This window comes from Stenotrophomonas sp. MYb57 (assembly GCF_002966815.1).
Lineage (GTDB): Bacteria > Pseudomonadota > Gammaproteobacteria > Xanthomonadales > Xanthomonadaceae > Stenotrophomonas > Stenotrophomonas indicatrix.
The window spans coordinates 177,893-194,307 of the sequence record NZ_CP023271.1; the positions used below are offsets into that span (position 1 = coordinate 177,893).

General features: G+C 65.7%; 20 protein-coding genes and 1 riboswitch. Of the genes, 10 read left to right on the forward strand and 10 right to left on the reverse strand.

From position 1 onward, the window contains the following. Nucleotides 1-73: 73 nt before the first annotated feature. Nucleotides 74-844, reverse strand: coding sequence for an SDR family oxidoreductase (locus CLM74_RS00760; RefSeq protein WP_105163235.1), 771 nt, complete (start codon nt 842-844; stop codon nt 74-76). Nucleotides 845-923: 79 nt separating this feature from the next. Between CLM74_RS00760 and CLM74_RS00765 the strand changes: the two genes are divergently transcribed. Continuing rightward, complete coding sequence (locus CLM74_RS00765) at nt 924-1,847, forward strand: AraC family transcriptional regulator (protein WP_158684087.1); 924 nt, start codon at nt 924-926, stop codon at nt 1,845-1,847. 3 nt (nt 1,848-1,850) lie between these two features. Here the strand turns inward: CLM74_RS00765 and CLM74_RS00770 are convergent, their stop codons facing one another. From CLM74_RS00770 to CLM74_RS00780, 3 genes are all read right to left on the reverse strand, one after another. Beyond that, a complete protein-coding gene (locus CLM74_RS00770; RefSeq protein ID WP_199776065.1) occupies nt 1,851-2,795 on the reverse strand; it encodes an NAD-dependent epimerase/dehydratase family protein in 945 nt (314 codons plus the stop codon). A 70-nt stretch (nt 2,796-2,865) separates the two neighbouring features. Continuing rightward, nucleotides 2,866-3,414, reverse strand: a complete 549-nt coding sequence (locus CLM74_RS00775; RefSeq protein WP_105163238.1) for a TetR/AcrR family transcriptional regulator — start codon at nt 3,412-3,414, stop codon at nt 2,866-2,868. After that, a complete protein-coding gene (locus CLM74_RS00780; RefSeq protein ID WP_105163239.1) occupies nt 3,414-3,668 on the reverse strand; it encodes a hypothetical protein in 255 nt (84 codons plus the stop codon). The genes CLM74_RS00775 and CLM74_RS00780 overlap by 1 nt, the downstream gene beginning before the upstream one ends. A 255-nt stretch (nt 3,669-3,923) precedes the next feature. Between CLM74_RS00780 and CLM74_RS21420 the strand changes: the two genes are divergently transcribed. Then, entirely contained in the window at nt 3,924-4,088 is a 165-nt protein-coding gene (locus CLM74_RS21420; protein ID WP_158684088.1) for a hypothetical protein, read from the forward strand. Nucleotides 4,089-4,292: 204 nt separating this feature from the next. Beyond that, a complete protein-coding gene (locus CLM74_RS00785) occupies nt 4,293-5,489 on the forward strand; it encodes an ATP-binding protein (RefSeq protein ID WP_105163240.1) in 1,197 nt (398 codons plus the stop codon). A gap of 39 nt (nt 5,490-5,528) precedes the next feature. Here CLM74_RS00785 and CLM74_RS00790 read toward each other — a convergent pair whose 3' ends face one another. Together CLM74_RS00790 and CLM74_RS00795 are read right to left on the reverse strand one after the other, a co-directional pair. After that, nucleotides 5,529-6,227, reverse strand: coding sequence for a hypothetical protein (locus CLM74_RS00790; protein ID WP_025875899.1), 699 nt, complete (start codon nt 6,225-6,227; stop codon nt 5,529-5,531). 156 nt (nt 6,228-6,383) lie between these two features. Further along, nucleotides 6,384-6,653: a hypothetical protein gene (locus CLM74_RS00795; RefSeq protein ID WP_025875897.1), complete on the reverse strand. Its 270-nt coding sequence runs from the start codon at nt 6,651-6,653 to the stop codon at nt 6,384-6,386. Nucleotides 6,654-7,178: 525 nt separating this feature from the next. Between CLM74_RS00795 and CLM74_RS00800 the strand changes: the two genes are divergently transcribed. From CLM74_RS00800 to CLM74_RS00830, 7 genes are all read left to right on the forward strand, one after another. Next, nucleotides 7,179-7,751 (forward strand): Ax21 family protein, encoded by a 573-nt coding sequence (locus CLM74_RS00800; protein WP_025875896.1) that lies wholly within the window; start codon nt 7,179-7,181, stop codon nt 7,749-7,751. 115 nt (nt 7,752-7,866) lie between these two features. Further along, nucleotides 7,867-8,634, forward strand: a complete 768-nt coding sequence (locus CLM74_RS00805; protein WP_105163241.1) for a helix-turn-helix domain-containing protein — start codon at nt 7,867-7,869, stop codon at nt 8,632-8,634. Nucleotides 8,635-8,703: 69 nt separating this feature from the next. After that, the gene (locus CLM74_RS00810) at nt 8,704-9,072 is read left to right on the forward strand and encodes a VOC family protein (protein WP_105163242.1); all 369 of its coding nucleotides are present in this window, start codon (nt 8,704-8,706) and stop codon (nt 9,070-9,072) included. 24 nt (nt 9,073-9,096) lie between these two features. Beyond that, a complete protein-coding gene (locus CLM74_RS00815) occupies nt 9,097-9,423 on the forward strand; it encodes a hypothetical protein (protein WP_105163243.1) in 327 nt (108 codons plus the stop codon). Nucleotides 9,424-9,430: 7 nt separating this feature from the next. Then, nucleotides 9,431-9,700 carry a hypothetical protein gene (locus CLM74_RS00820; protein ID WP_080150305.1) on the forward strand — a complete coding sequence of 90 codons (270 nt, stop codon included), beginning with the start codon at nt 9,431-9,433 and terminating at the stop codon, nt 9,698-9,700. A 105-nt stretch (nt 9,701-9,805) separates the two neighbouring features. After that, complete coding sequence (locus CLM74_RS00825) at nt 9,806-10,780, forward strand: Dyp-type peroxidase (RefSeq protein ID WP_105163244.1); 975 nt, start codon at nt 9,806-9,808, stop codon at nt 10,778-10,780. Nucleotides 10,781-10,940: 160 nt separating this feature from the next. After that, complete coding sequence (locus CLM74_RS00830; RefSeq protein ID WP_105164912.1) at nt 10,941-11,357, forward strand: TonB C-terminal domain-containing protein; 417 nt, start codon at nt 10,941-10,943, stop codon at nt 11,355-11,357. A 108-nt stretch (nt 11,358-11,465) separates the two neighbouring features. On the opposite strand, the gene pnuC is transcribed toward CLM74_RS00830, so the two are convergent. The 4 genes from pnuC to CLM74_RS00850 all read right to left on the reverse strand — a co-directional run bounded on the left by pnuC (nt 11,466) and on the right by CLM74_RS00850 (nt 16,201). Then, complete coding sequence (pnuC, locus tag CLM74_RS00835; protein WP_051562400.1) at nt 11,466-11,990, reverse strand: nicotinamide riboside transporter PnuC; 525 nt, start codon at nt 11,988-11,990, stop codon at nt 11,466-11,468. 56 nt (nt 11,991-12,046) lie between these two features. Continuing rightward, the gene (locus tag CLM74_RS00840; RefSeq protein WP_105163245.1) at nt 12,047-14,224 is read right to left on the reverse strand and encodes a TonB-dependent siderophore receptor; all 2,178 of its coding nucleotides are present in this window, start codon (nt 14,222-14,224) and stop codon (nt 12,047-12,049) included. A gap of 70 nt (nt 14,225-14,294) precedes the next feature. Then, nucleotides 14,295-14,390, reverse strand: a riboswitch (TPP riboswitch). Nucleotides 14,391-14,545: 155 nt separating this feature from the next. Continuing rightward, entirely contained in the window at nt 14,546-15,673 is a 1,128-nt protein-coding gene (locus tag CLM74_RS00845; RefSeq protein WP_105163246.1) for a phosphotransferase, read from the reverse strand. 129 nt (nt 15,674-15,802) lie between these two features. Further along, a complete protein-coding gene (locus tag CLM74_RS00850; protein WP_025875877.1) occupies nt 15,803-16,201 on the reverse strand; it encodes a glycine zipper 2TM domain-containing protein in 399 nt (132 codons plus the stop codon). Nucleotides 16,202-16,415 lie beyond the last annotated feature (214 nt).

Below are 16,415 nucleotides of genomic sequence, written 5' to 3' on the forward strand. Positions count from 1 at the left end.
TCTGCTCGGATTGCATGCACACGCCAGCTTCCGCTTTCGGCCAGAAGCTGACATCGCGAGGCCCTCTAGTCGCTTACAGAAGCATTCCCCCTGAGGCCTCAATGCGCTGACCGGTAATCCAATGACTGCTTCCCGCCAGCAGGTTTGCCACGGCCATGCCGATGTCGTCGGGGCGACCCGTACGTCCCATCGCCGTGTGCTGTGCCACGTAGTGGTTCACGGCGGCATCGTCGCGCACTGCACCGCCGAAGAAGTCGGTCTCGGTGGCGCCAGGGGCTACGGCGTTGACCGCGATGCCCCTCGGTCCCAGCTCGAGCGCGAGATAGCGGGTGGCGGTTTCCAGTGCGCTCTTCATTGCTGCGTACACCAGGCTGCCCGCAGCCACGTGGCGGGTCAGGCTGGTGGAGATCTTGATGATGGCGCCGCCATCGGCCAGCTGCGGCGCCAGCAACTGGGTCAGCAGCAGTGGCGCTTTGAAATGCACGCGGTACAGCAGGTCGATGTCATCGCCGCGGATCTCACCGAACGCCGATGGTGCGTGCAGCCCTGCATTGTTCACCAGCTGTTGGAAGTGCGATGCACCCCAGCGCTGCAATTGTGCCCGCACAGCCGATGCGAAGGTCTCCAGTGATCCAACCGCATCCAGATCCAGCGGCAGCATCGCGGCGCGTACGCCATAGGCTTCGATCTGGCGCAGGGTTTCGGCGGCCTGAACCTGCTGATGCTGGTAGGTAATCATCACGTCGCTACCCTGCCTGGCCAAGTGGAGGGCAATGCTGCGGCCAATGCCGCGGCTGCCCCCGGTAACCAGGGCGATGGTGCGCGGGGTGTGTACGCTGTTCATGGTGGCTTTGTCTCGTGAAACGGAGCGTGACATGCTGCGCCCACGGTGCCGTCCGCACTTGCCCAATTGCACACGATCCTTGCCCGATTCCCCTGCTACCTGTGATCGCCAAGCCCCGCTGCGTGCATTAGCGCTGCAGGCGCAGGCGGTGCTGCGCGCACGCAGCCTGGACGCGGAGCCGCTGCTGGAACTTCTGCCCGGCGCTTGGCTGGCGCGTACAGGATCAACGCGCGCTCCGGCCCCGGCTCTGTACCGTCCCGCGGTGGCGGCGGTGCTACAGGGGGCCAAACAGGTATGGGTGGGCGATGCGGTGCTGGAATATCGCGCCGGCGATGCACTACTCACCCGTCAGCCCGTTCCCGCTCGCGGGATGGTGGCCCGGGGCAACCACCAGACGTATTTTCTGGGGCTGGTGGTGGAGTTGGACACCGTCTTGTTGCGACAGTTGCTGAGCCAGTTGGGCAACCCACCTACAGGCCAAGCGCCTCATCCTGCGCCATTCAGTGTGGTAGCGCTGGATTCACCCGTATTGAGCTGTCTGCTGCGTCTGCTGGAGCTGGCCCTCGACACGCCCGACGCACAGCGGCTGCTGTGGCCTGCCCTGCAGCGTGAGCTGCTGTTTCGTCTGTTGCAGGGTGAAGCAGGGCCAGCACTGCTGGCGATGGCCCAGCCATCTCCCTTGGCACGGCGCATGGCGGGCGCGATTCGCACCCTGCAACGCAGCTTCCGGCAACCGCTTGATGCGGCGGCGCTGGCCAGCCGTGCAGGCATGGGCAGCGCGCTGTTCTATCGGCATTTCCGTGCGGCAACGGGCCTGTCACCGCTGCAGTACCAGAAGCAGCTGCGCCTGATCGAGGCACGTCGCCTGCTGCAGCGGGGCGGCACCAGCATCTCCGCCACCGCGTTCGCCGTGGGCTACGAGAGCCCTTCTCAATTCAGCCGCGAGTTCAGTCGGCTGTTCGGCCACGCACCGCGCGAGGCTCTCCCACTGATCGCTCGATGAGTATCAGTCTTGCTCGGCCACTTGGCGCTGCAGCATCGCGATTCCGGCTTCCAGCGTAACCGCCGGACGATAGCGAAGCTCGCTGCGTGCACGGCTGTCATCCAGCGTGACCTCCACCGCTGAAGATGCGAACTCCTGGCGGGTCATTGGCGCACGCAGAGGCAGCCGCAGTCTGCGGAACAGGTCATCCAGTCCGATGAAAACGCGCAGCAGCGCACGCGGCACCTGTTTTTCAGGCGGTTGTACGCCATAAGCCAGCAACTGAGCGCCAATCAGACGGCGGAACGGCACGGGCGCACCATCGCAGATGTGGTAGACACGGCCGCCCGCACCACGCGTCAAGGCGCAGCAGACCGCTTCAGCCAAGTTGTCCACGTGGGTGGACGAGGTGAGGTAGTGCCCGCCGTCGATCCAGGCGAAGCGGCCGCTGCGTACGGCCTGCAGCAAGTAGGGCATAGCGGTCGTGTTGTCGCGGCCCCAGACAAATCTTGGTCGCAGCACCTTCACTGCGAAATGCGGTGTGGATAGCGCGATCGCCACCCGTTCTGCTTCAGCCTTGCTCGCGCCGTAGATGCCTGCTGCGCGCGCCGGATACTGATGGTCCTCGCGCGCCTGATGCAAAGGCGCACCGGTGGTCAGTGCCGATTCGCTGCTCAGCACGACGGCCACCGACACACCTGCAGTACGGGCGGCCGTCAGCACGTTGCGGGTGCCTTCCACGTTGGTCTGCCACTGGCTGGGTGAAGCATTTCGGTGGTCGGTGTCGGCGGCCGCGTGGATCAGCGCGGCGCAGCCCTCCATCGCCGCAGCGATGCCGGGGTCCAGCAGATCGCCGTGTACCGGCTGGGCGCCCAGCGCCTGTACCACCGCCGCCGCCTGGGGGCTGCGCACCAGCGCACGCACGTGGTGACCGTCTGCACACAGGCGGCGAATCAGATTGCGGCCCACGTAGCCGCTTCCTCCGGTCAGGAAGAGGGTGGAAGAACTCATCAGGGTTACCTCGGGGGAGAGAACGGGTTCAGCGCGGCGGCGTGTCGATCAACGCGCCAATGTCCTGCAGCAGCTGCTGCCGCTGCGTGGCCGGCCACTGCACGTAGTCCAGCGACTCCAGCAGCTTCATACCCTCCAGCGCGAGGTATGCCAGCAACGCGCTGCGTGGGTGCGTGGCCTGCTGCTGGATCTCGGCCAGGATCTGCGCCTGGTTGTGCTGGATGGGCGCGCGCAGCTGTGGATCCTGGGCCATGGCCGCGCACAGCGCCAAGGCCACCGGCTGGAATGCCTCGGGAAAGGGCTGGGCCGCTGCGGCAATACGACCGCGCAGCAGCGCATCCTGATTGAACCCCTTGGCCGCCTCGCGGTTGAAGGCGTTGTCGCGGGCCACCGCACGTTCGACCACGGCCTGGATGAGACCGGCCTTGGACTGGAAGTCGTAGACCACCGAGGCCTTGCTGACCCCGGCTTCGGCGGCCACCGCATCCAACGTCAGGCGCGCCGCGCCCATCTGGGCGACCACGCGCTCGGCAGCATCAAGGAGCTGCTGCGGATCAATACTTTTGCGACGGCCCATCACCGGATTCCATATTTAACCATCCGGTCGATTATAAATATGGGTGCGTTGATGTAAAGCCCTCTGGGCGGCCTACAGCGCGTCGTAGAGTGCGCCAGCGCCTGCTGCATCCACTGCTGGATGTTCGCTTCGCGCTGCCGGTGACGCGCTCGACCGGCGGCCGTCAGCTTCACCCGCACCTTGCGCCGGTCGTCGGCAGCCTGCCGCTTGTCCCCGTAGCCAGCACCTACAAGACCTTTCAGCAGCTGGGTCACGGCCGCAGTGGAGGTTTCGGTGCCCTCTGTCTTCAACCTGACGTGCGACTAGTCGCGGGTTGACGGCGTACCCGGGCCCGCCAACCGTCTGCAGGACCAGGCAAAGCTCAGCTCTACGCTTGCTGCCGATTACGAGCGGAACACTGATTTGACCCTCGGCGGAAGCTTCATCTACCAAGACGGGGGTTACATCCGCAATACGTTGAACCAAGCCAGGTTCAGCGCCGCTCGCCGGGAGTTCGGCGTCTATGGTCTATGCAGCATCAGCAGGAAGAGCAAGCTCCGCGTGAGCGTGGGCAACTGCTGCAGCAGGCGATCATTTCGGGGAACGCCTACTTCGACGAGAACGGCTCGACGGATATCGAGCGGCGCCGCAAGACGGCGCTGTTGTATCGGGCAACGCTGGAAATCAAGTTCTGAACGGTCATCGACGATCGGCGCGACCACGAGACTAAGGAGATGGCCTGACCTGCGCAATGTCTGCATTCGGACAGATCGGTCGTTCACCTCCCGCAGGGGGCCCGGGTGTCCGCCACGACCAAGCCTGAAAAGGCCGCAATCACCCTCGCATCAACCTACACAACGGTTCCATGGGATGATGCGGTGCCCACCGGACGAGCGACCATGCAGAAGCTGACGGACCCCAATCTGCTGGACGACATCGCCGAGATTGGTCGAATCCAGGCCGTGCCGCGAATCCTGGAGACCGTCGCCCACATCACGGGCTCACGATTCACGGCTATTGCCCGCGTGACCCAGACAACCTGGACCGCGTGCGCCACCTTCGACACCCTGGGGTTCGGGCTGGTTCCTGGCGGCCAACTGGTGCTTGAGACCACCATCTGTGACGAGATCAGGCAGTCGGAGACGTCAGTTGTATTTGCGCATGCAAGCGAGCACCCGATTTACTCCCAGCATCACACGCCACGGATCTACGGGCTTGAGAGCTATGCGTCCGTTCCCATCCATCGGCCAGACGGCAGCTTCTTCGGCACGCTCTGCGCGATTGATTCGACACCGGCCAATTTCGACGTAGCCCACGTCCAACGCTCCATGGAACTGCTGGCCGACCTGGTAGGAAGTTACCTCGACAAGGAAGATCGCCTTGTGCGAGCGGAATCTGCGCTCTCCGACGCGCATCGTGTCGCCGACCTGCGCGACCAGTTCATTGCCGTGCTGGGTCATGACCTGCGCAGTCCGCTGCAGGCCATCAGCATCGCCGCAGATTCGCTGGCATGTGAGGCGGGCACTGAGCGCCAGCAACGGATGCTCGCGCACATCACCTCCGGCGTTGCCAGAATGGACGGACTGATCAACGACGTGCTTGATTTCGCCAGGGGACGTCTGGGCGGCGGCATTCCCATCGCGCTGCAGCTGACAAGCACGCTGGAAGAAGACCTGAAACGGGTTGTGGAAGAGGTGGCAATCGCCACTGGTCGCCAGGACATCAAGGTCCACATAAAGATAGACGACGACGTGGTCTGCGACCCGAGCAGATTGGCACAGCTCCTGGCCAACCTGCTCACCAATGCAGCGGTACACGGAGAGCGCTCGTCCCCGATTACGCTGACCGTCCACTCCGAGCCGGAAATGCTCACGCTCGACGTACACAACGAGGGACACATTCCATCAGCGAGGTTGGACGCGATTTTCAGCCCATTCTCACGTGAAAAGAGTGAGCGTCCGCGGCCGGGTCTCGGCCTCGGCATCTACATTGCGTCGGAGATCGCGCGGTCCCATGGCGGCACGTTGGAGGTGGAGTCCAGTGCGGCCGCCGGCACCTTGTTCACGTTCAAGATGCCCAGGCTCGAGCTTCCGTAGCGGTCTGCCGCGACCACGTCCGCAGCCTTCAACCGGGTTTCATTTGCGGGCGTGTCGCGCGTCTTTTTCATCCACGTCCTTCGCAGACGCGCGACTCTGCGCGAACTCCGGGAACGTTTCTTCGATCGAGTCCTTGTCCGGCAGCACGTAGAACACGCCGCCCTTCTCGAACGTGGGATGCACGATCTGCTCGTAGAACCCGGGCGAGACATTGATGCAGCCGTGGGTGACACGGTTGTCGTCCGGCGTGGCCGATGCCAGTCGTTCGCTGCGCTTCTCTTTCGGGGTGCCCGGGGGAAGCGGGTGCATTGAAACGGCGGAATCGTAGTCCACCCACAGCACGCGTCCGGCGTCCTCGGACGGGCCATAGGCGCCAATGAAACGACCCGCCGGGGTGGTGCGGTCGTGGCCGGGAATCGCGCTCAGTGCGAGCTTGGCGACGCCGGGTGCCGAGTGATCGCCGATGGCCGAACCAAACAGCGCTGGCGCTGCGCCGCGCAGCTTGCCGTCACCGCCGAAGACCAGGACCTGCGCAGCCGCCTTGTCCATGATCGCGAACGGATAGCCCTGGTTGTCCTTGCTGGCCACGACCCAGCCGGCCAGTTCAATCACCGTATCGGACACTTCCTGGCCCTGCGGAAGTTCATCGGCGGCGGTCGCCGTTTCCGTGGGTGCGTCCTTGGCTTCCTTGGCGTTCCTGGCGCTGGCTGCGCCGGTTCCTGCCAGTGCCAGCGCGATGGCCAGCGTGGCCGATACGGCCCGGCGTGCAGGGAGTGAGTACGTACGAATGGGAAGGCTCCTTCGGATGACGACCGAGAGGCTGAAAGACACCAGTGGCCGGTGAAGGCCACTGGTGTCTGGTTCAAGCGTTCATCAAAGTAGGTGGGAGAGCGGTTACCCGCGCGGCTTGCGGCCGGGGACCCTTTCGAGCTGCTGCACGCGGCCTTCGATCTGATCCAGACGCTGGTTGGCCTGCTGTGCAGACTGGTTGGCCGATTCGGCGCTCTGTGCCGCGCCCTGCACCTTCACGTCGAGCTGGTCGAGACGCGAGTTGATCGTTGCAAATTCGTCTTTGTAGGTGGCGCAAGCACCGAGGCTTACGGTAGCAACGATGGCTACGGTGACGGCACGTGCCGCGTTGATTTGCTGCTTGGTCAGGAACATTCCACTCCCTCCTTCGTCTGGGGAGTCTGGAATATAGCGGCGTTTGTTCCCGCCGCTGCGAAGTGCTTTCAGCTGCAGTTGGAAGACGTGGATGGCCTGTGAAGGTCGCGCAATGAGCAATCCTTAACAAGCGGGAACAAGCGAGCTCTGCTGCATCGGTTGATGTCCTTGTGCCACTTCGATCTCTCCAATTCATCAGCCTGAAGCCGACTCATGTTGTTCCTCTCAATGGGCGCAGATGAGCGTGGCGCACAACATCGACGCGCGCACCGCGCTTCCGTGAGTGCAGTCCTCCCGTGCGATCAGTGACCGAAGCGGCTTGGCAGGTCGGCGTGCATCCAGCGAGCTACTACACGGCGCATCGAGAGTTCCCTGAACAGGAACCTCATTCATGTACCGGTCAGTTCAATATTCAGGGCCGATTTCATCAACAAACGGATAATTCACACCTGTCGAACGCCTCTCCTCCCTCCCCTCCCGAGGGGCGTTCGACGAAACCAAAATAATGAAAGGTGTATCCCGATGATCAAGAATTCGCTGCTTGCCCTGGGTCTGTTGGCCGCGCTGCCGTTCGCCGCATCGGCTGCCGATGGCCTGTCGTACAACTACGTTGAAGGCGGCTACGTGAACACCGATGCCAAGGGCGGCGACGCTGATGGCTGGGGCGTGAAGGGCTCGGTTGCCGTGCACCCGAACTTCCACATCTTCGGTGATTACAGCAAGCAGGAAACCGACACCTTCAAGAACGATGTCGACCAGTGGCGCATCGGTGCCGGCTACAACTACGGCATCGCACCGAACACCGACCTGGTGGCTCGTGTTGCATACCAGAAGTTCGACATGAAGCACGGCCTGGACTTCAACGGCTACTCCACTGAAGTGGGCGTGCGCACCGCGTTCAACCCGTACCTGGAAGGCTATGCGCTGGCCGGTTACGAGGATTACAGCAAGAAGCACGGCATCAACCCGGACGGCGAGTTCTACGGCCGTGTCGGCGCCACCGCCAAGTTCAACCAGAACTGGGGCCTGAGTGGCGAAGTGAAGCTGGCCAAGGCCGGCGACCGCGAGTGGTTCGTGGGCCCGCGCTTCAGCTGGTAACAAACGCCTGTCGTTAGTGCGTGTAACTGGCGTGTGATCTCTCTCCCACACGCCAGCGAAGCCCGGCCTCGTGCCGGGCTTCTCTTTTTCCGGCATCGCTTTGCCACAATGAAGCATGGGCGATCCCTCCACTCCCGCTGGCACCGGCTCGGCCTACCAGGAACGCCTGGCGCCTGCGCCGCTGCGTGGCCAGTTCGGCCAGCTCTGGCAGAGCCAGTTGCCCGCTGATGCCAGTGGCAACATCACCGTGCTGCCCGATGGATGCGTGGACATTCTCTGGCGTGATGGTGCGCTGTTCGTGGTGGGGCCGGACCGTACCGCCGCACACCCGCAACTGGCCCCCGGGGCACAGGTGCTGGGCGCGCGGTTCCGGCCAGGCCAGGCATCGGCTGCGCTCGGCATCGACTTGTCCGGCATCGTCGGCCAAGCCGTGCCCCTGATCGAATTCAATGCCCGCTGGGCGACTCAGGCTGCGGCCTGGATCGGTCACGCCGCGCCCGACCAGCGCCTGCAGCGCCTGGCTGACAGCCTGCAGAGGAACATGCCGGCGGCCGTGCTGGACGAACACACACGCCGCGCGCATGCGCTGTTCGCGCACGCTGCCAGAGGCGATGCCAGCATCGACGCACTCGCCGCACAACTGGCCATGAGCCCGCGCACCCTGCGTCGCTTCAGCCAGACGCAGTTCGGTTACGGAGCAAAGTCGCTGGAGCGGATCCTGCGTCTGCAGCGGTTCCTGCGCTGCAGCCAGACCCAACCCGCGCACAGTCTGGCGATGCTGGCCGTGGAGGCCGGCTATGCCGACCAGGCCCACCTCAGCCGCGACGCCCGCGAGCTTGCCGGCCTGACGGCAAGCGCGCTGCGCCAGCAGTGGGGACGTTGATGGCCGTTTCGTTCAAGACCCGGGCCCGACCCTGACCGATGCTGGGCGCTTCAACCACGGAGCCGCACCATGAGCCACGCAGACACCACCTCTGCCGAACGCCGCATCGACAACATCGAATTCAACGTCGCCGACATCGCCCGCAGCAAGCAGTTCTATGGGCAGGTCTTCGGCTGGTCCTTCACCGACTACGGCCCGTCCTATGCCGAGTTCGATGACGGCCGCCTCAAAGGTGGCTTTGTCGCCGACCAGGCAGTGACGCCCTCAGGAGGCGCGCTGGTCATCGTGTACTGCGTGGACCTTGCCGACGCGCAGCAGCGCATCCTCGCAGCGGGCGGCGAGATCGTGCAGGCCGTGTTTGCCTTTCCCGGCGGCCGTCGCTTCCATTTCCGCGATCTGGACGGGTACGTGCTGGCGGTGTGGAGCGACGCCAGCTGATCCGTCTGCCTCTACAATCCGCCAATGGAAACGCACATCGATGCCTATGTGAGGCAGGCCGACGGCAACTGCATCAAGGTGATGCTGTTCAATGGCCGCTCGCGGGCCTCGCTGCAGGCGCTGGGCTTCACCGCTGGCGATGAAAACACCCTCACCCTGCCGGTCCCCGACGATGCAGCCAAGGCCGCCGTCTTCCTCCGCCTGCGTGATCTCGGCGTCGCCTTCTCGGCGGGCAGGGAGTGGTGCCCGGCCGACGTGTTCGAGCATCTCCGCGATGGCGGTGTGCTGGAGGGACCCTACCTCCGGGTTGCGTGGCGCACGCCTCGACAGTTCACCGTGACCACGGCGTAGCCACAGCATGGACGTGATCGAGATCGATGGAGCGAATCTGCTGCGCGATGCTGCGGACGGCTGGCAGCTGCAGGTGTCCGTGGTCTCGCAGGACCGCACGCGGCTGGCCTGCATCCTTCGTGTCGGGCAGCGCTTTCGCGTCGAGCGGTTCCTGCGCGGACACATGCGGCCGCAGTGGCACGGGGAGTGGTGGGTGCAGCAGCCACAGCACTCAATCACCGACAGCGGGCAGCAGGCACAGGTGCTTGCCGACGAGTGGCTGGCGCCCGTCGGCTGACCACCGCGAACTGAGAACCGCTCCGTCGCCGGCAAGGTCGTTCCGCTATGATCGCCCGCACATCGCCGCAGGCGATGTGCCCGCCTCAAGCCAGCAGGAACCATCGTGAACGCCCAGCCCGCACCCATCACCGCCCTCAACCACACGCTCGACAACGAGCCGCAGCAGATCACCGCGCCGCTGACCCATTCGGCTGCGTTCCTGGTGCTGACGGTGAAGGACGATGCGGCGTCGCTGGCGAAAGTACGCGAGGTGCTGGCCAGCACCGATGACCTGATCAAGAACACCGCCATCCGCGAGATCGAGCGCACCTTCACCTGCAACGTGGCCATCGGCCACCGCGTGTGGGCGCCGCTGGTGGGCAGTACGCCGCCGCGCGAGTTGAAGCCGTTCCAGGAAGTGAAGGGTGCGACCCACACGGCGGTCTCCACGCCGGGCGACCTGCTGTACCACATCCGTGCACGCACGATGGATCTGATCGTGGCCTTCGAGCGCAACCTGATGATGGCCTTCGGCGATGCGGTGGACGCGGTGGATGACGTGGCCGGTTTCCGCTACTTCGACGGCCGCGACCTGCTCGATTTCGTCGACGGCACGGCCAACCCCGAAGGCCTGTCACTGCCGGAGGCGACTATCGTCGGCGACGAGGACCCCGACCATGCCGGTGGCAGCTACGTGGTGGTGCAGAAGTACCTGCACAACCTCGATGCCTGGCGCGCGCAGAAGACCGAAGCGCAGGAAGCGATCATCGGCCGCACCAAGCACGACAACATCGAGCTGGACGACGCGCCGGCCGACGCGCAGAAGTCGCACAAGACGCTGTGCACCATCGAGGATGGCGACGGCGAGCACGAGATCCTGCGCGACAACATGCCCTTCGCCAATCCGGGGCGTGGCGAGTACGGCACCTACTTCATCGGCTACACGCGCCGGCTGTGGGTGATCGAGAAGATGCTGGAGCGGATGTTCATCGGCAATCCCGCGCCGCTGCACGACCGCATCCTCGATTTCTCCACCGCGACCACCGGCGTCACCTTCTTTGCGCCCTCGCGCAAGGTGCTGTCCGACCTGGGCGACTGATCACGCCGGGTGGGGCAGCCAGGTAGATCCACGCCATGCGTGGATGGATCAACCGGTTGCCCGGAACAGCCACGCATGGCGTGGCTCTACTGCGCCGCCATCTGCCTGTCATCTACGGCGCCGACCATGACGCGTTGGGATGGACGTGGAGACGTGGGTGATGGCTTCTGCAGGCAACAAGCGCACCTCGCGCCGTGGCTGGCGCCCGTTGGCATGGTTGCTGGGCCTGTTGGCGCTGGGGAGCGCCAGCGTGTCCGCACAGGACGCGCCTGCGCATTGGATGGCCTATGCCGCCTCCGTCAGCGGCGAGTTGCAGCAGCGTCTGCAGCAGGAGCAGGATCCGCACGCGCAGCGCCTGCTGGCCTGGCTGCAGGAGCATCCCGATGCGCCGGCGCCGTTGGTGGTGAGCGTGTGGGTCGCCGGCGATGGCGCCATCTCGAAACTGGAATTCGACAGCCTGGGTGATGCACAGGTCGATGCCGATCTGCGTGCGGCGCTGCAGGCCACGCCGTTGCCGGCGGCGCCGCCGAAGGACATGCGACAGCCACTGCGATTGGGGCTGACCCTTACCCAGTAGATCCACGCCATGCGTGGATGCCGGGCATCGGTAGACGCCAACCTTGGTTGGCGCTCACCTGCCGACCAAGGTCGGCATCTACCAAACGCAGCCACGCATGGCGTGGCTCTACTGCGCAGGTACTGCCTGCGGCTCGCGCGCGGCGGCGCGCCACGCCCGCAGCCCGAACAATGCCAGGCCCAGGAAGAACACGTACAACGCAGCAGTCACGTGCAGCGATTTGAACAGATACGCGCCCACGTAGACCACGTCCACCACGATCCACACCCACCAGCAGGCCGTGTGCCGGCGTGCCTGCCACCATTGCCCGACCAGGCTCAGTGCAGTCAGCATCGCGTCCAGCCACGGCAACGCTGCATCGGTGAAGGTGTGCATGCCGGCGCCAAGCGCCACGCCGCCACACAGGCCGATGGCCAGGTCGCGCAGCAGCTTGCCGCGCGCCAACGGCACGATGCGGATGCTGCCTTCATCGGCGGCGTGCTGGCGCCAGTTGATCCAGCCGTAGACCAGGAAACCACCAAAGGCAACCTGCAGCAGCGTGTCCGAGTACAGCTTGGCTTCGGCGAACACTGCGCCGTACAGCGCGACCGACAGCAGGCCGACCGGCCACGCGGCCAGCCGTCGCTTTGCCATCAACCACACCCCGAGGATGCTGAAGAGCGCGGCAGTCCACTCGAGCGCGACGCCGCTCACAGCGCGAACGTCACCGACAGGCGCGCCTGTCGCGGCGCACCCGGGAACAGGTAGTAGTCACCGCCGCTGCTGCCGGTGTCGCGCCAGTAGAAGCGGTTGAACAGGTTGTCCACCGACAGGTTCCAGCTGACCGCACGGTCGTGCAGGCGGTGCTGGAAGCGCAGGCCGGCGTCGAACACCGAGTAGTCCGGTGCGCGCACACCGCCGTCGGCGCGGGCCACGTTGGAGGAGGCATAGCGCCAGCCACCGGTCACATCCAGGCCTTCAACGAACGGCAGCGCGTAGGCCAGGTGCACGCTGGCGCGCACCTTGGGCACGTTCACCAGCTGATGGCCTTCATAGGCCGGGGTGCCGGTGTCGCGTGCGCGCGCCTGCAGCACGCTGGCGCTGGCGACGATCTGCAGCGCGTCGGTCAGCTGGCCGTTGGCGGTCAGTTCCAGGCCGGTATGGGTCTGCTGACCCTCTTCGACGAAGGTGTAGCCGACATCGCTGCCGTCGGGCTTTGCGTACTGGTAGGGCTGGGAGGTGCGGAACACGGCCGCGCCCAGGGTGAGGGCGTCCACCGGCACGTACTTCACGCCCACTTCCAGCTGCCGCGACTGCATCGACGGCAGGAAGGTATCGGCGTTGGACGTCCAGAACGGTGCTTCCTGGCCCAGCGAAATGCCGCGCACGTAGCTGGCGTAGGCGTTGAGCTGGTCGGTGGCCTTCCACACCAGCGCGGTCTGCGGCAGGAAGCGCGACAGGCGGCTGTGGCGCTGCGGCGTGCCGCGCTTGTCGTAGGCGCGCTCGTCCAGGCGCACGAAGCGGCCGCCGGCCAGCCACTGCCAGTCATCGCCGAAGCTCATCCGGTCCAGCGCGAAGAACGCGGTCTGCCGGCTGTCCAGGCGCCGTGCCGATGCACCCGGCATCTTCGGCGAGGGCTCGAACACCGGCACCTGCACGTCGTGGATGTTGCTGGTGCCGACGTACTCGTTGACGCTCGGGCGCTTGTCGATGGTGCGGCGGAAGTAGTCGGCGCCGATGCTCAGCTGGTGGCCGACGCTGCCGGTCTCGAAACTGCCGCGCAGTTCGGCACGGGCCTGCTGGTTGCGGCGGGTGTCATCCGGGCTGCGGTAGTCGTAGATGTCGTAGTCGCCGTTGGGGGCGAAATAGTTGCCCGGCACGCTGCCGTCTGCGCACCCTGCGGTGTAGTAGCAGCCGTAGGCGAAGGCGACGTTGTCATCGATCACCGAGCGGCTGTGGCCGACCGAGACGCGCGACTGCCACGCATCGTTGAAGTCATAGGTGTGCAGCGCGGTGATGTTGGTGCTGGCAATGTCCACCGGCCGCTGCCACGGCTGGTAGCCGAGCAGGCGTTCGCGGTCGACGCCGCGCGGCAGGTCGCGCGCGCCCAGCAGCTGGAAGCCGGACACCGAGCGCTGCGCGCTGGTCTGGTAGTTGGCATCCACTTCCAGCTTGCCGCGTTCGCCGATCAGCCAGTCGGTGGCCAGCGAATAGAAGTTGCGGCGACCGTCGGCATGCTCGACGTAGGAATCACTGGCATCCCAGGCCGCGTTCAGACGCACGCCGAAGCGCGGGGTCAGCCAGTGGCCGACATCCACGGCGGCATAGCGCGAGCCTTCCGAATCGGTGCCCAGGGTGACCGTGCGCACTTCCGCCGGGCGCTTGCCCACGTAGTTGATGATGCCGCCGGGCGCCATCACGCCAGCCGCCAGGCCGGCTTCGCCCTTGAGGATCTGCACTTCCTGGATGTTCTCCAGTGCCAGGCGCTGCTCGCCGGCGATGGACATGCCGTTGAAGCGGTAGCCGGTGGCCGCATCCAGCGCGAAGCCGCGGATGGCGATGTTCTGGTAGTAGCCCACCGGCGCATAGGCATCGCCCAGCGAGGCATCATTGCTGGCCAGCTCGGACAGCGAACGCACCTGGCGGCGGTCGAGGTAGTCGCGCTCCAGCACATTCACCGAGGCGGGGGTGTCCTTCCACGAGCCGCCGCCGAAGGCGTTGACGCGCGAGGTGTCGGCCTTCGGTTTACCGGCCTGCACGCGCACCGCCGCCAGTTCGGTGGGCGAGGAGGGCGCATCAGCAGCGTCGGTGCCTGCCTCGCTGGCGTACAGCGGCAGGGCGGCGCAGAGGGCGAGGGCGAGCAGGGTGGGGCGCAGGCAGCGGTTCATTCGATTCGTCTTCAGACAACAAGGGAGACGAAGCGACGGCGCGCAGGTGCACCGGCCCATGACGGGGGTGTGGCTGCGGCTCAAAGCTCCCTACGCCGGTGCAAACCGGATCAGGTTCCAAGGGACTCTCTCAGCCTGGCAGATCCAGGCACCCCCGCTTCAGGTGACCATTTCACTACAAATGGTACGGATTTGCGAGCTACCGCCCTTCAGCCGGGGTCAGATTCCTTTCCAGCGGAAAGGGATCTGACCCCGGCCGAGTGCATCATCGACGCATGGCGTCGGTCTACTGAGTACCCCGGGTGTTTGGTGGCTCGCGGCTCACGCGGCGGCGTGCAGGGCCGCCAGCAGGGCCTGGCCGGGGGCCGTGGCGAACCACGCCGGATGCCCGAGCATGAACGGCTGCCAGGCCACATCGGCGTTCGCGGTCGATCCGGTGACGCCCTCGAAATACTCCACTTCGGACAGAGCGAAGTCGAAATGCACCATCGGCAGCAGGTCGGCCAGCAGGTGCACGCGGGTGGGCGACAGCGGCAGTTCCTGGCGATAGCCGTCCAGCAGGGCCAGGGCGATGTCGATGCGAACAGCATCGGTGCCGCGCTCCAGCTGCAGCCAGGCCACCGCGTTGCGTTCGATCGCGGTGGCCAGGTCGAACAGCGCGCTGGTGGGCGAGGCCAGGCCGAAATCGAGCACCGTGGCAATCGTGCCGTCGTCGTTCCACAGCAGGTTGGAGACGTGCCAGTCGTTGTGCGCCCACAGCCGCGGTTCGTCCTGCAGGCGCGCGGCCAGGCCGTGGTGCCACGGCAGCACATCGCGGCGCAGCTGTTCTTCCCAGGGAATGCGCGCCAGGTAGCGGGCCAACCCGGGGCGGTTGCCGAGGTCGGCCTTCAGCGCGGCGATCGGGTCATCGGCGCGGATCAGGTCGTCGCGTGCCACCAGCAGATGGGTACTGCGCTGCGGGGCGTGGTAGCTGGCGGCCGCGCGGTGCAGCGTGGCCAGCACGCGCCCTGCCTCGTGGGCCTGGGCAATGTCGGTCAGTGGTGACCATGACGGCAGTTCGCGATACAGGTCCTTGCCGGCGCCCACCGCATGCAGTTCGTAGGTCCACGGGCCGTGTTCGAGTGCGGTGCGGCCGTCGTTGCTGGCCAGCACCTGCACCACCGGCATGCCGGCAGTTGCCAGATGCGCGATGAAACGGTGTTCTTCTTCCAGGCGTCCAGCGCTGCGCACACTGTGGTGGTGGCGCTTGATGAAGACCGGACCGCCGGTGCCGTCGACGATGGCCGCGGCCGACAACGGGCGCGGGCTGTGCCAGCGCAGCGTGCTGTCCGCGCCCAGCTGCGGAAAGTGGCCACGCAGCCAGGTGATCTCCTGCGCGTCGATCGCCGGCCAGTCGGCGACGACCTCGTCGTTGTTGAGGCCCTGCACGCGATGGGGGGAAGAAGTCATGCCACGGCCGCTGGTGAGTAGAGGAACATCCAAGGCTGCGCATTCAACGCCATGGACGCCGCAGACGCAAACGGGCGGGTCATCGACCCGCCCGTCAGGGACGCCACGTGCGGCCTGTGGCCGGCGCGCTTACCAGCCGCGATGACGGCCGCGGTCGTGGTAGTAGCGGTTGTCATGGCGCTCGCGCTGCCAGCGACGGTCATCGCGGCGGTCGTAGCCATAGCCGCGGTTGTAGCCACGGTCATAACGGCGATCGTAGCGACGGTCATAGCGCCCGTCGTAGCGTCGATCATGGCGGTCGGAGGTGGTCAGGTTGCCGATGGCGCCGCCGGCAACCGCGCCGCCGACGGTGGCAGCCGGGTCGCCGTTGGAGATCAGGTGACCCGCCACGCCGCCGACGACGGCACCGACCACGGTGCGCTTGTCCTTCCTCGACATCGCGCTGGCATCACTGACCACGGCCACGCCGGCAAGAAGTGCCAGGGCCATCGCCAGACCACGGAAGCTGAGTGCGGAAGTGCTGAGCATGTTGGGTTCTCCTGTGAGGTGCATGCCACGGTGGGCAGGGAGGGCGCTGGGCGCCCCGGCTGCCGTAGGGACCACGCTGGTGCCCGGACATTGCCGGAACATTGCGCGCGATCCCCGTGCGGCTTGCGCATTCATCTAGCGTCAGGCGGCATGAAGCGAGGCTGAAAGCGCGGCGGCCGCTCAGCTGCCAGAAAGGAAAAGGGCCGCAGTACGC